General features: G+C 67.3%; 14 protein-coding genes and 1 tRNA gene. 13 read left to right on the top strand and 2 right to left on the bottom strand.

What is annotated here, in order from left to right:
• Positions 1 to 93: 93 nt before the first annotated feature.
• The 3 genes from fmdA to HNP73_RS20440 are packed head-to-tail and all read left to right on the top strand — an operon-like array spanning position 94 to position 2,213.
• Positions 94 to 1,320, top strand: coding sequence for a formamidase (fmdA, locus tag HNP73_RS20450; protein ID WP_184154535.1), 1,227 nt, complete (start codon positions 94 to 96; stop codon positions 1,318 to 1,320).
• 55 nt (positions 1,321 to 1,375) lie between these two features.
• Positions 1,376 to 1,888: an AmiS/UreI family transporter gene (locus HNP73_RS20445; protein ID WP_184154532.1), complete on the top strand. Its 513-nt coding sequence runs from the start codon at positions 1,376 to 1,378 to the stop codon at positions 1,886 to 1,888.
• 31 nt (positions 1,889 to 1,919) lie between these two features.
• Positions 1,920 to 2,213, top strand: coding sequence for an FmdB family zinc ribbon protein (locus HNP73_RS20440; protein WP_184154529.1), 294 nt, complete (start codon positions 1,920 to 1,922; stop codon positions 2,211 to 2,213).
• Positions 2,214 to 2,276: 63 nt separating this feature from the next.
• On the opposite strand, the gene HNP73_RS20435 is transcribed toward HNP73_RS20440, so the two are convergent.
• Both HNP73_RS20435 and HNP73_RS20430 read right to left on the bottom strand, forming a co-directional pair.
• On the bottom strand, positions 2,277 to 3,704 hold the full coding sequence (locus HNP73_RS20435; RefSeq protein WP_184154526.1) for a calcium-binding protein: 1,428 nt from the start codon (positions 3,702 to 3,704) through the stop codon (positions 2,277 to 2,279).
• Positions 3,705 to 3,985: 281 nt separating this feature from the next.
• Positions 3,986 to 4,060: transfer RNA gene (locus HNP73_RS20430), tRNA-Thr, on the bottom strand.
• Between the two features lie 92 nt (positions 4,061 to 4,152).
• On the opposite strand from HNP73_RS20430, the gene HNP73_RS20425 reads away from it, so the two are divergent.
• From HNP73_RS20425 to sucC, 10 genes are all read left to right on the top strand, one after another.
• The gene (locus HNP73_RS20425) at positions 4,153 to 4,344 is read left to right on the top strand and encodes a hypothetical protein (protein ID WP_184154702.1); all 192 of its coding nucleotides are present in this window, start codon (positions 4,153 to 4,155) and stop codon (positions 4,342 to 4,344) included.
• Positions 4,345 to 4,357: 13 nt separating this feature from the next.
• Positions 4,358 to 5,632, top strand: a complete 1,275-nt coding sequence (gene murA, locus HNP73_RS20420) for a UDP-N-acetylglucosamine 1-carboxyvinyltransferase (RefSeq protein WP_184154524.1) — start codon at positions 4,358 to 4,360, stop codon at positions 5,630 to 5,632.
• Entirely contained in the window at positions 5,629 to 6,153 is a 525-nt protein-coding gene (locus HNP73_RS20415; protein WP_184154521.1) for a DUF2948 family protein, read from the top strand. The genes murA and HNP73_RS20415 overlap by 4 nt, the downstream gene beginning before the upstream one ends.
• A 17-nt stretch (positions 6,154 to 6,170) precedes the next feature.
• Positions 6,171 to 6,950, top strand: a complete 780-nt coding sequence (locus HNP73_RS20410) for an alpha/beta fold hydrolase (protein ID WP_184154518.1) — start codon at positions 6,171 to 6,173, stop codon at positions 6,948 to 6,950.
• Positions 6,951 to 6,997: 47 nt separating this feature from the next.
• Positions 6,998 to 8,311: a histidinol dehydrogenase gene (gene hisD / locus HNP73_RS20405; protein WP_184154515.1), complete on the top strand. Its 1,314-nt coding sequence runs from the start codon at positions 6,998 to 7,000 to the stop codon at positions 8,309 to 8,311.
• Complete coding sequence (locus HNP73_RS20400; RefSeq protein ID WP_184154512.1) at positions 8,308 to 8,805, top strand: UPF0262 family protein; 498 nt, start codon at positions 8,308 to 8,310, stop codon at positions 8,803 to 8,805. Before hisD ends, HNP73_RS20400 begins: the two co-directional genes overlap by 4 nt.
• Positions 8,806 to 8,812: 7 nt before the next feature.
• Positions 8,813 to 9,283, top strand: coding sequence for an arsenate reductase/protein-tyrosine-phosphatase family protein (locus HNP73_RS20395; RefSeq protein ID WP_184154509.1), 471 nt, complete (start codon positions 8,813 to 8,815; stop codon positions 9,281 to 9,283).
• Positions 9,284 to 9,696: 413 nt separating this feature from the next.
• Positions 9,697 to 10,659: a malate dehydrogenase gene (gene mdh / locus HNP73_RS20390; RefSeq protein ID WP_184154506.1), complete on the top strand. Its 963-nt coding sequence runs from the start codon at positions 9,697 to 9,699 to the stop codon at positions 10,657 to 10,659.
• A 5-nt stretch (positions 10,660 to 10,664) separates the two neighbouring features.
• A complete protein-coding gene (locus tag HNP73_RS20385) occupies positions 10,665 to 11,387 on the top strand; it encodes an SDR family oxidoreductase (protein WP_221288902.1) in 723 nt (240 codons plus the stop codon).
• Positions 11,388 to 11,754: 367 nt separating this feature from the next.
• Entirely contained in the window at positions 11,755 to 12,948 is a 1,194-nt protein-coding gene (gene sucC, locus HNP73_RS20380; protein ID WP_184154503.1) for an ADP-forming succinate--CoA ligase subunit beta, read from the top strand.
• Positions 12,949 to 12,950 lie beyond the last annotated feature (2 nt).

Here is a 12,950-nt window from a genome sequence, read left to right as displayed (position 1 = left end):
TCCGGTGACGGGAACAAGGTTACACACGCTCCATACGCTTCCTTCCGCGATCCGCCAACAGCGGCGGACGCCGACGACAGGGAGGAGACTGAAATGCCGAAGACCGCGTTCAAGATCGACCTGAACAAGGCGCCGGAAGAGCAGGACATCAAGACCCACAACCGGTGGCATCCCGACATCCCCATGGTCGAGACATTCAAGCCCGGCGACGTGTTCCGGGTCGAGTGCTACGACTGGACCGGTGGCCAGATCGGCAACAACGACAGCGCCAACGACATCCGCGACGTGGATCTGACCCGCGTGCACTATCTGTCGGGTCCGTTCGGCGTCGAGGGCGCGGAGCCCGGTGATCTGCTCGTGGTCGACATCCTCGACATCGGCGCGCTCCAGGGCTCGGAATGGGGCTTCAACGGTCTGTTTGCCAAGGAGAACGGCGGCGGCTTCCTGACCGAGCACTATCCGAACGCGGTCAAGTCGTGCTGGGACTTCGAAGGGATCTATACCACGTCGCGGCACATTCCCGGCGTGCGCTATCCGGGCCTCGTCCATCCCGGGCTCATCGGCTGCCTGCCCGACCACAAGCTCCTCGCCGAGGCGAACCGGCGCGAGGCGGCGCTGATCGCGACCGACCCGAACCGGGTGCCGCCGCTCGCCGCGCCGCCCTACGCCCCGACCGCGCTGATGGGCCAGATGAAGGGCGCCGCCGCCGAGGCCGCGGCCGGCGAGGGTTGGCGCACGGTGCCGCCGCGCGAGCATGGCGGCAACTGCGACATCAAGAACCTGTCGCGCGGCTCCAAGGTCTACTTCCCGGTCTACGTGAAGGGCGGCGGCCTTTCGATGGGCGACATCCACTGGTCGCAGGGGGACGGAGAGATCACCTTCTGCGGCGCGATCGAGATGGCCGGCTGGATCGACATCAAGGTCGACATCATCAAGGGCGGCATGGCGAAGTACGCGATCACCAATCCGATCTTCAAGCCGAGCCCGGTGGACCCGCATTTCGACGACTACCTGATCTTCGAGGGCATCTCGGTCGACGAGCACACCGGCGAGCAGTATTACCTCGACGCCCACGTCGCCTATCGCCGCGCCTGCCTGAACGCCATCGAGTACCTGAAGAAGTTCGGATATTCCGGCGAACAGGCCTACATGATCCTCGGCACGGCGCCCGTCGAGGGGCGGATCGCCGGCATCGTCGACATCCCGAACGTCTGCGCCACCCTCGCGATCCCGACGGCGATCTTCGATTTCGATATCCGTCCGAACGCCGACGGGCCCCGCAAGATGGTGCCCGACGTCGCCGTCGCCACCACGAGCTGAGGACCCCCCGGGGCCTGTCCGTCAGGGCAGGCCCGCCAATCTCCGGAGAACACCAATGCTTCTCGGATTCGCTCTGCTCTACGTCGGCGCGGTGCTGTTCCTGAACGGCCTGTGGCTGCACGGCAAGATCGAGGACCGCGAGATTGTCGTCATCAATGTCGTCTCGGGGTTCGCGACGCTGGCGGTGGTGATCTACACGGCCTTCGGGCCGGGCGCGAACCTCGCCTCGGTGCGCGGCGCGGCGCTCACGCTGCTCTTCACGACGACCTACTTCTGGGTGGCCTACAACCGCGTCGTCGCCGTCGATGGACGCGGTCTCGGCTGGTTCAGCCTCTTCGTCGCGATCACGACCGTGCCGGTTGCCCTCGGTGGGTTCGCGACGATGCAGACCTCGCTCGATGTCTGGATGGCGATCAACTGGGTGATCTGGGGCGTGCTCTGGTTCATGTACTTCCTGCTGCTGGCGCTGAAGAAGAACATCCTCTCCCCGACCGCGAGTTTCACGATCTTCGCCGGCATCGCCACTGGCTGGATCCCCGGCTTCCTGCTGCTCGACGGGCGGCTCTGAGCCGCCCCGCTTATTCCCTGAGGAGGACCCTATGCCTCTCTACGATTTCGTCTGCGGTGACTGCGGCCCGTTTCGCGCCTGGGCGGTGATCCGGGCAAGCGACGCCGCCGCCGAGTGCCCCGACTGCGGCACCGGCTGCTCCCGGATGCTCTCGGCGCCGGGGATCAGCACGATGCATGTCGCGCTGCGATCCGCCATGGCTCGATCCGAGCGCAGCATCGACGAGCCGAAGGTGGTCAAACGCTCACACCTCGCGGGCTGTGGCTGCTCGATGTGCCGCCCCAGCGCGCCGTCGGTCGCGTCGCGCTGGAAGATCGGCCACTGACATCGGGGGGGGAGTGGGGCCGGACGGTTGTCCGGCCCGCCCCCCGTGTCGCGATCGGGAGCCTCAGCCCAGGTCGAAGGCGTTCGCGTTCAGGGTGCCGGAGTAGTTGGCGAGGCGGATCTCGAGGAACTCGTCCTCATGATAGAGCGACATCTCGGGTTCATTGACGTGGGCCTGGATCACCACATCGCGACCGTCGCGATGCCAGCCGATCTCACCCACATCCATCTGGTTCGCTCGCGTCTGCCCCACGAACGTGAAGTCCTCCTCGGTCTCGAAGTGGATCATGTCCCCAGCCTGCCGATTGAAATCGGTGATGGTCTTGCTGGCAAAGGACCAGTATTCAGGCGCGAACGCCTGAATGAAAGTCATCTCGTCGGTAAAGATGAAGGTGTCGGCACCCGTGCCGCCAGTCATCTCGACCTGCCCGTTTCCGGCGTGCAGCGTGTCGTTGCCCGCACCGCCGATCAGCCTGTCAGTGCCAAGTTCGGTGTAGTAGACGGTTTCCACTTCAATCTGCGAGCCATTGCCGTAGATCAGGTCATCACCCGCGCCGCCCCGCAGCACCTCGGTGTAGCCGGCAAAGCCCCATTCCCCACCGATGATCGTGTCGTTGCCCGCGCCGCCGTCGACCGTGTTCGCACCATCGCCTGCGATGATCAGGTTGTCCGCGGCGCTGCCGGTGATCGTGTCGTCGCCGGCGCCCGTTTCGATGTTCTCGATGGAGACGAGGCGCGACAGGCTGCCGTCGGTGATCCTGAGCGTACCCGTGCCGAGATTGGCCGTCACCGTGGCGAAGGCCGGGTAATATTCACTGACGTCCACGTCAGGCCAGACGACCTCCACGGGGATGTAGAGCGTATCCGTGCCCGCGCCGCCGTCGATCAGATCGGCGCCGGTATCGGTGAACGACATCTCCCTGCCGTCCCAGTTGCTGTGGCCGTCGATCAGGAAGGTGTCATTGTGAAGGCCGCCCCGCATCGTGTCGTTGCCAAGCCCGCCGATCAGCAGATCAAGCCCATTGCCGCCGTCGAGGCTGTCGTTGCCCCTGCCGCCATCAAGCGTGTCGGCACCCACGTTGCCGATCAGCGTGTCGTTGCCCTGTTCGCCATAGAAAAGGTTTCCGGCGCCATTGCCGATAAACGTGTCCCGGCCCTGCCCACCGATCGCTCCCTCGATGCTGATCAGGGTTTCCCGCGGCCAGTTCGTGCCGGGGAAGCTGGCGAAGCCGCTCTGCAGGTCCACCCGCACGGGGCCGGAGTTCGGGGAATAGGAGACGAGGTCGAGGCCCTCGCCGCCATCGAGCAGATCGCGGCCATCACCTCCCACCAGGGTGTCATTGCCCTCACCGCCGTAGAGCGTGTCGTTGCCGCCACCACCTGAAAGGTAGTCATCGCCGCCAAGGCCGTAGATCACATCGGCCTTGCGCGTGCCCGTGAGCGCCGTCCAGCCATTGAGTTCGTTGCCATTCGTTCCAAAAATGATCGCCATACTATTATTCCAATCAGGTGAGATAAATCACGTTTTGCAAATGAACAACGCGTTGGCAAGACTATGTTTTGCAGATAAGCCAAGAAACAGTATTCCGAGCATCCACCTTGTTCTCAAGGTGGATGCTACACTTCTGTTGCTGTGTTGATGGCCCGGTGCAAATCCGATGGTCGGTGCTCGCCCGACCCTCGCCCGGCGGCCGCCTGCACTCGGAACAGCGGTCACCGACCCCCGGCGGGCGGGCCGTTCCTGCAAGTAAAGATGTCCGGGGGTTCCGGGGATGGTGCTGCGAGAGAGGATTGAACTCTCGACCTCTCCCTTACCAAGGGAGTGCTCTACCACTGAGCTACCGCAGCGAATCCCGATGCCGGGCCTCATAGCCGAGCCGTGAGGCGGCTTCAACGGGCATTCTGGACCGTACCGCCGCCATCGGGTAGAGAAAACTCCGATGAGTGAGAACCGCGCCCCCGGCGACATCCCTTCCGTGCCCTCCGACCCGAGCGAGCCCCGGCGGGCGAAGGCAGGCTCGAGCCGGGACGAGCGGCTGGCGGCGGCGCTCCGGGCCAATCTGGCGCGGCGCAAGGCACAGGGGCGGGCGCGAGCGGCAATCGACGTCGCGGACGAGACCCAGGAAGAATGACGAGAGGCAGAGCATGGACAGCATTCTCGTGCGGGGCGGTCGCCGCCTGAGTGGCACGATCCCGATTTCCGGCGCCAAGAACGCCTGCCTGACGCTGATGCCGGCGGCGCTTCTGACCGATGAGCCGGTGACGCTGACGAACGCGCCACGGCTCTCGGACATCCGCACCATGACCGCGCTCCTGCAGTCGCTCGGCTGCGAGGTCGCGAGCCTGCAGCAGGGGCGGGTGCTGGTCATCGGCTCCGAGGCGATCACCAACCACCGCGCCGACTATGAGATCGTGCGCAAGATGCGCGCGTCGATCCTGGTGCTCGGGCCGATGCTGGCGCGCGACGGCCATGCGGTCGTGTCGCTGCCCGGCGGCTGCGCCATCGGCGCGCGACCGGTGGATCTGCACCTGCGCGGACTCGAGGCGCTCGGCGCCACCATCGACCTGCGCGAGGGTTACGTGCACGCCACGGCGAGCGGTGGGCTGAAGGGCGCGACGTTCGAGTTCCCCTTCGTCTCGGTGGGCGCCACCGAGAACCTGCTCATGGCCGCGACCCTCGCGCGCGGCACCACGATCCTGAAGAACGCCGCGCGGGAGCCCGAGATCGTCGATCTTGCCCAGTGCCTGCGCCGCATGGGCGCGCAAATTCAGGGCGAGGGCACCAACACCATCGAGATCCGTGGCGTCGACCGGCTTTCGGGCGCGACGCATCCGGTGGTCGCCGATCGCATCGAACTCGGCACCTACATGCTCGCCCCCGCGATCACCGGCGGTGAGGTGGAGCTGGTCGGCGGTCGGCGGGATCTCGTGTCGGCCTTCGCCGACAAGCTCGAGGAGGCGGGGATCGAGGTCGCGGCCACGAATTCCGGGCTGAAGGTGCGCCGGATGAACGGCCATGTCGGCGCGGTGGACGTGACGACCGAGCCGTTCCCGGGCTTTCCGACCGACCTGCAGGCGCAGATGATGGCGCTGCTCACCCTCGCCGACGGGGTGAGCCACCTCGAGGAGAAGATCTTCGAGAACCGCTTCATGCACGCGCCGGAGCTGATTCGCATGGGGGCGCGCATCGATGTCCATGGCGGCACCGCGACCGTCACCGGCGTCGAGAAGCTGAAGGGCGCGCCGGTCATGGCGACCGACCTCCGCGCCAGCGTGAGCCTCATCCTCGCCGGCCTCGCTGCCGAGGGCGAGACGCGGGTTGCCCGCGTCTACCATCTCGATCGCGGCTACGAGCGGGTCGAGGAGAAGCTTTCCGCCTGTGGCGCGTCGATCGAGCGGATCAGCGAGCGGGCGGCATGAGCGGCGAGCGCAAGCTGCCCGAAGGTGCCGGGGCCGCCCAGCCGGAGGACGCCCGGTTCGAGGATGGTGTCGAGCGGCCGCTCCGGCTGAAGGCCGAATCGCCCGATGATCTCGCCATCGTCTCGGCGCTTCTGCAGGATGCGGTGGCCGAGACCGGCGAAATCGCCTGGGCGCGGCGCCGCCGCCGCTTCACGCTGCTGCTGAACCGTTTCCGCTGGGAGGATGCCGATCACGCGCGACGGCAGGGGCGGCCGTTCGAGCGGGTGCGCACGCTGCTGGTCTTTGACGACGTGCTCACGGCGCGAAGCGACGGCGTGGATCCGGCTGACAAGGCGACCGTCCTCGACCTGCTCTCCATCGTCTTCGAGCCGGGAGAGGATGCGAGCGGCCGGGTGCGGTTGATCTTTGCCGGCCATGGCGAGATCGCCCTCGATGTCGAGTGCCTCGATGTGACGCTGACCGACGTGACGCGGCCCTACGAGGCGCCCTCCGGGCGGGCGCCGAGCCACCCGGAAGGCTGAGGGCGGACACTCCGGGCATGAAGGACCGCTTCACCCATTCCGAGGGACGCCACGTCGAGGTGGGGGGCGCCCGCCTCTGGGTGGAGGAGATCGGCCGACCCGACGGCCCGCCGGTCCTGCTCCTGCCGGGCGGGCTCGGCACCATCAACGACTTCGACGCACTGACGCCGTTCCTCGCGCCGCACGCTCGCCTGATCGGCCTCGACAGCCGGGGCCACGGCGGCTCGACGCTCGGGGGCGCACCGCTCAGCTATGCGCGCCTTGCGAGCGACGTTATGGCGGTCTGCGACGCGCTCGGCCTCGTGGGCGTGACGATCCTCGGCTACAGCGATGGCGCCATCACCGGCCTGCGGCTGGCGGCGGCGGGCTGGCCCGGCCTGCGGCGGCTCGCGACCATCGGCGCGACCTGGCGCCTCCTGCCGGACGACCCGGTGGAGGGGCTTCTCGACGGGATCACCCCGGAAGTCTGTCAGGACAAGTTCCCCGACAGCTGGGCGATCTATCACGCGGCGAACCCCGAGCCCGATTTTCCCCGGCTGATCGCGGAGATCCGCCGTCTCTGGCTCGACCCCGGCACCGATGGTTATCCGGGCGAGTCCGTGCGCGAGATCAGATGCCCCGTCCTTCTGATGCGCGGTGACGGTGATCCCTTCGCGACGCGCGCCGAAACCGTGGCACTCGCCGACCGCATCCCCGGGGCGCGGCTGCTGAACCTCGCCTGGGCGGGGCACGACTTGCATGAAGATGCGCCGGAGGTCGTGGCCGGGATGCTCCGCCGCTTCCTCACGGACAGTTGAGCGGGAAGCGCCGAGCCGCTATGGCTCGCCGCCGAGGAGACACCGCGATGCCCCAGTACCTTGCCACAAGCGATCCCGATTTCAGCGCCCGCTTCACCGCTCTTCTGGCCCAGAAGCGCGAGGCCGACGCCGACGTGGACGCCGATGTGGCCCGGATCATCGCAGACGTGGTGGAGCGTGGCGACGCGGCGGTGATCGAACTCACCGCGCGCTTCGACAAGCTCGACCTCACCCCCGAGACGCTGGCCTTCTCCGAGGCGGAGATCGACGCCGCGATCGAAAAGGTGCCCCCCGACGAGCGCGCGGCTCTGGAGCTCGCGGCCGATCGGATCCGCGTCTACCACGAGCGCCAGCGCCCGGCGGATGCACGCTGGACCGACCCGTCCGGGGCCGAACTCGGCTGGCGCTTCACCCCGGTCTCGGCCGCCGGCCTCTATGTCCCGGGCGGCCTTGCCTCCTATCCGTCGTCGGTGCTGATGAACGCGATCCCGGCGCGGGTCGCGGGCGTGCCGCGCATCGAGATCTGCGCGCCCACGCCGCGCGGGGACGTGAACCCCCTCGTCCTGCTGGCGGCGCGCCTTGCGGGTGTGGATCGGATCTGGCGGATTGGCGGCGCGCAGGCGATTGCGGCCCTTGCCTATGGAACCGCGACGATCACCCCGGTCGACAAGATCACCGGCCCCGGCAACGCCTGGGTGGCGGCGGCCAAGCGCAGGGTCTTTGGCCGGGTCGGCATCGACATGATCGCCGGGCCGTCCGAGGTGCTGGTGATCGCCGACGCGGACAACGACCCGGACTGGCTGGCGCTCGATCTCCTCGCGCAGGCCGAGCACGACAGCGCGGCGCAGTCGATCCTCGTTACCGACGACGCCGGTTTCGGCCAGCGCGTCGCCGCCGCCGTCGAGGCGCGCCTCGAGACGCTGGCCCGGCGCGAGATCGCCGGCGCGAGCTGGCGCGATTTCGGCGCCATCATCACCGTCACGAACTGGGACGAGGCGGTGGAGATCGCCGACCGAATCGCCCCGGAGCATCTGGAAATCTGCACCAGCGACGCGGAAGCGCTCGCGGAGCGGGTCAGCCACGCGGGCGCGATCTTCATTGGCGCCCTGACGCCCGAAGCGATCGGCGACTACGTGGGGGGGCCGAATCACGTGCTGCCGACTGCCCGCTCCGCCCGTTTCTCCTCCGGCCTCTCGGTCCTCGATTTCATGAAACGCACGACCGTCGCCCGCATGAGCCCCGAGTCGCTCCGCGCGCTCGGGCCCGCCGCCGCCTGCCTCGCCGCCTCCGAAGGGCTCGAGGCGCACGGTCTTTCGGTCACCGCGCGCCTTGAGCGCCTGAACGCGGAGCCGGCAGAATGAACGACGTTCCGGCCACCGATCGGCTGATGGAGGTCACGCTCGACGAGACCGGCCTGCCGGCGCCCACTCCAGAGGTGGAGCAGGAGCGCCGGGTGGCGCTCTTCGATCTCATCGAGGACAACCGGTTCGGGCTTCCCGGCCGCGAGGGCCGGGCGGTGCCGCCCGGACCATACCGCCTGCGGCTCGCCGTCCGCGAGCGGCGTCTGGTCTTCGAGGTGGCGACCGAGCCCGGCGATCCCGTGGGCGAGGTGCATCTCTCGCTCACGCCGTTCAATCAGGTGGTGAAGGATTACTTCCAGATCTGCGAGAGCTACTTCGACGCGGTGAAACGGCTTCCGCCGGCGCAGATCGAGGCGATCGACATGGGGCGGCGCGGCATCCACGACGAGGGCAGCCGCCTGCTCCTCGAACGGCTGAGCGGCAAGGTGGAGACGGACATGGCGACCGCACGCCGGCTCTTCACCCTGATCTGCGTCCTGCACTTCAAGGGGTAGGGGCGGGGTGCTCCAGAACCCCCAGTCAGTACTTTTCTGTTGTGATCACAACGCGGTGCGCTCGCCGATGGCGGAGGGCATCATGAAGAAGAACTATGGCATGCGGATCTACGTGCAGTCGGCAGGGGTGAAGAACGACCTCGAGATCGACGGATTCGCGGTCGCCGTCTGTGCGGAGATCGGCGTCGAGCTGCATCGCCACCGGGTGCGAAGCTTCCACGACATGGAGGAATGGGGCGACCGCATCGGCAGCTACGACCTGATCGTCGCGCTCTCGCCGGCGGCACAGCGCGCCGCGCTCGAATATACCCGCTGGCACGCGATCGAGGTGGAATACTGGCCCACCTTCGATCCGACCGGCCTCGGCGAGAACCGCGCCGCCAAGCTCGATGCGTTCCGCCAGACCCGCGACCAGATCGCCAAGCGCATCCGCGCCCGCTTCGGACCGCCGATTTCGTCAAAGGCGAATCGCCCGTAGAGGCCTCAACCGAGCCGTGCGAGCGTCTCCGCGACCTCGGGCGAGCGTCGTCGCGAGTCGCGACCGCCACGTCGGCCCGTTTGCCCAGCGCGGTCTGATACGCGTCCGCCAGATCGCCCGCCCGTTCCCCGCCCGGCACATCAATGAGAACTGCCGCCTGCGCCCGGTCTGTCCGGTCAGGCATCAGCTCACCGGCGAACGGCGCTTCGGTTCAGCCGGCGCGTGGCGTCGTTTCCGACCCAAGCGCCAAGACTCACTCAGGACCGCAAGCGGACTCCAACGTAGCCGAACATTCCCGCAGACGATTTCTGTCGGTCCTTCCGCAGTGCAGCGTTCCGCGCTTGCCAACCCATTGCCGAGGGTCTAGCCAACTCGGCGAGTTTTCCACCGGAACAAGCGGGAGAGAGACGAAGATGGCACGACCGAAGATCGCGCTCATTGGAGCAGGACAGATCGGCGGGACGCTGGCGCACCTCGCGGCCATGCGCGAGCTCGGTGACGTGGTGCTCTTCGACATCGTCGACGGCGTGCCCCAGGGCAAGGCGCTCGACATCGCCGAATCGAGCCCCATCGGCAAGTTCGACGCCGGCGTCACCGGCACCTCGTCCTATGAGGCAATTGCCGGTGCCGACGTCTGCATCGTCACCGCCGGTGTTCCCCGCAAGCCCGGCATGAGCCGCGACGACCTGCTCGGCATCAACCTCAAGGTCATGAAGTCGGTGGGCGAGGGCATTGCCAAGCACGCCCCCGACGCCTTCGTCATCTGCATCACCAACCCGCTCGACGCCATGGTCTGGGCGCTGCGCCAGTTCTCCGGCATGCCGGCGGAGAAGGTGGTCGGCATGGCGGGCGTGCTCGACTCCGGGCGCTTCCGCTATTTCCTCGCCGAGGAGTTCGGCGTCTCGGTCAAGGACGTCAACGCCTTCGTGCTCGGCGGCCACGGCGACACGATGGTACCGCTTTCGCGTTACTCCACCGTCGGCGGCATCCCGCTCCCCGATCTCGTGGAGATGGGGTGGACCACCCAGGAGAAGCTCGACGCCATCATCCAGCGCACCCGCGACGGTGGCGCCGAGATCGTCGGCCTGCTGAAGACCGGCTCGGCGTTCTATGCGCCCGCCGCCTCCGCGATCGAGATGGCCGAGGCCTACCTCAAGGACCAGAAGCGCGTCCTGCCCTGCGCGGCGCATGTGGACGGCGCCTACGGACTCAAGGGGATGTACGTGGGCGTGCCCACCGTCATCGGCGCCGGCGGTGTCGAGAAGATCATCGAGATCAAGCTCGACCGCAACGACAAGACGGCGTTCGACAAGTCCGTCGACGCGGTGAAGGGCCTTGTCGAGGCCTGCAAGGGCATCGACCCGACGCTGGCCTGAGGCCGGTGCATATCCTGGTCACTGGCGGGGCGCGCGGCATCGGTGCCGCGGCTTGCCGGCTTGCCGGGGCACGTGGCTGGGACGTTACCGTGAACTATCTCAACGACGCCGTCGCCGCCGAGGCGACGGCGTCGTCCGTTCGGGAGGCGGGCGGCCGCGCGATCACGGTGCGCGGTGACGTGGCGCTCGAGGCCGACACGCTCGCTGTCTTCGACGCGGCAGAGGCGGCATTCGGCCCGCTCCACGGCGTTGTCGCCAATGCCGGCATCGTCGCGCCGCCATTGCGGCTGGCGGAGATGAGCGTCGAGCGGATGCGGCGGGTCGTCGAGGTCAACCTGCTCGGGGCGCTCCTGACAGCCCGGGAGACAGCGCGCCGGATGCGGGGCGGCTCGCTCGTCCTTGTCTCATCGGTCGCGTCGCGCGTCGGCTCGCCTGACGAATACGTCGACTACGCGGCGGCGAAAGGCGGCGTCGATACGCTGACGCTCGGGCTCGCAAAGGAACTCGGGCCAGCCGGCATCCGGGTGAACGCCGTCCGCCCCGGAACCACGACCACCGATATTCACGCCCGCAACGGCACGCCCGACCGCGCCGCCCGCGTCGGGGCCACCATGCCGCTGGGCCGGGCCGCCGAGCCGCAGGAAGTCGCCGAAGCGATCGTATGGTTGCTGTCCGACGCCTCCACCTACGTGTCGGGCGCGATTCTCGACGTGAGCGGCGGCCGCTGAAGACTTTGCCTGTGCGGCTCCCGTGAAATCGGTTGCCCACGGCCGCACGTTCAGATGGCGTGCCTCCGATCGACACGCCGCTCCGCTTCGACCGTCATGCCGGCGTCCGGTCGAGAATCGGGCGAGTGATGATCGTGTCGGTTGTAAGCAACTTTCCCCCCGATACTGAGTCGTCTGTCACAATCGCGATTCCTCCCGCATACGATTTCCGGAACGAGGTTTCATCCCGGTTGTGATCACGCTCATTTTTGCTGTGATCACACTTGGTCGATTTTGCACGACCATTGCGCCGCGGGCTTGAAATCTGTTTGCATACCGTGGAGTCCCCGCCTACGGGGTGCGCAGACAGAAAGGCCCGAGGGACGAGATGAACATCCACGAATACCAGGCCAAGCAGCTTCTCCGCCAATACGGTGCCCCGGTCAGTGAGGGCCGGATCGTGCTCAAGGCCGAAGAGGCAAAGTCGGCGGCGAGCGAACTCGACGGACCGATCTGGGTGGTGAAGTCGCAGATCCACGCCGGTGGTCGCGGCAAGGGCAAGTTCAAGGAAGCCTCCGCCGGCGAGAAGGGCGGCGTGCGCGTGACGAAGTCCGTCGCCGAGGCCGCCGAGGAAGCCCAGAAGATGCTAGGCCGTACCCTCGTCACCCATCAGAGCGGCCCGGCCGGCAAGGTGGTGAACCGCATCTACATCGAGGACGGCTCCGACATCTCCCGCGAGCTCTACCTCGCGCTGCTCATCGACCGCGTGTCGAGCCGGATCGCGTTCGTCTGCTCCACCGAGGGCGGCATGGACATCGAGGAAGTCGCGGCGAAGACGCCCGAGAAGGTCCTGACCTTCACCATCGACCCGGCCTCCGGCATCTCCGGCTTCCACGGCCGCCGCGTCGCCTTCGCCCTCGGGCTCGAAGGCAAGCAGGTGAAGCAGTGCGTCGATCTCATCAACAAGCTCTACCGGCTCTTCATCGAGAAGGACGCCGAGATGCTTGAGATCAACCCGCTCATCGTGACGACCGACGGCGACCTGAAGTGCCTCGACGCCAAGATGGGCTTCGACTCGAACGCGCTCTACCGCCAGAAGGACATCCTCGCGCTCCGCGACGAGACCGAGGAAGACCCCAAGGAGCTCGCCGCCTCGAAGTTCGACCTGAACTACATCGCGCTCGAAGGCGAGATCGGCTGCATGGTGAACGGCGCCGGCCTCGCCATGGCGACCATGGACATCATCAAGCTCTACGGCGCGGAGCCCGCGAACTTCCTCGACGTGGGCGGCGGCGCCAACAAGGAGAAGGTCACCGAGGCCTTCAAGATCATCACCTCCGACCCCAACGTGAAGGGCATCCTCGTCAACATCTTCGGCGGGATCATGCGCTGCGACATCATTGCCGAGGGCGTCATCGCCGCGGTGAAGGAGGTGGGTCTTCAGGTGCCGCTCGTCGTCCGGCTGGAAGGCACGAACGTCGAGCTCGGCAAGAAGATCCTGAATGAATCCGGCCTTGCGGTGATCGCGGCCGACGATCTGGCTGACGCCGCCGAAAAGATCGTGCAGGCGGTGAAGGGGTAATT

Origin of the sequence: Amaricoccus macauensis (assembly GCF_014201905.1) — a bacterium.
GTDB classification, from domain to species: Bacteria; Pseudomonadota; Alphaproteobacteria; order Rhodobacterales; family Rhodobacteraceae; genus Amaricoccus; species Amaricoccus macauensis.
This window is presented reverse-complemented; position numbering and strand designations above follow the sequence as displayed.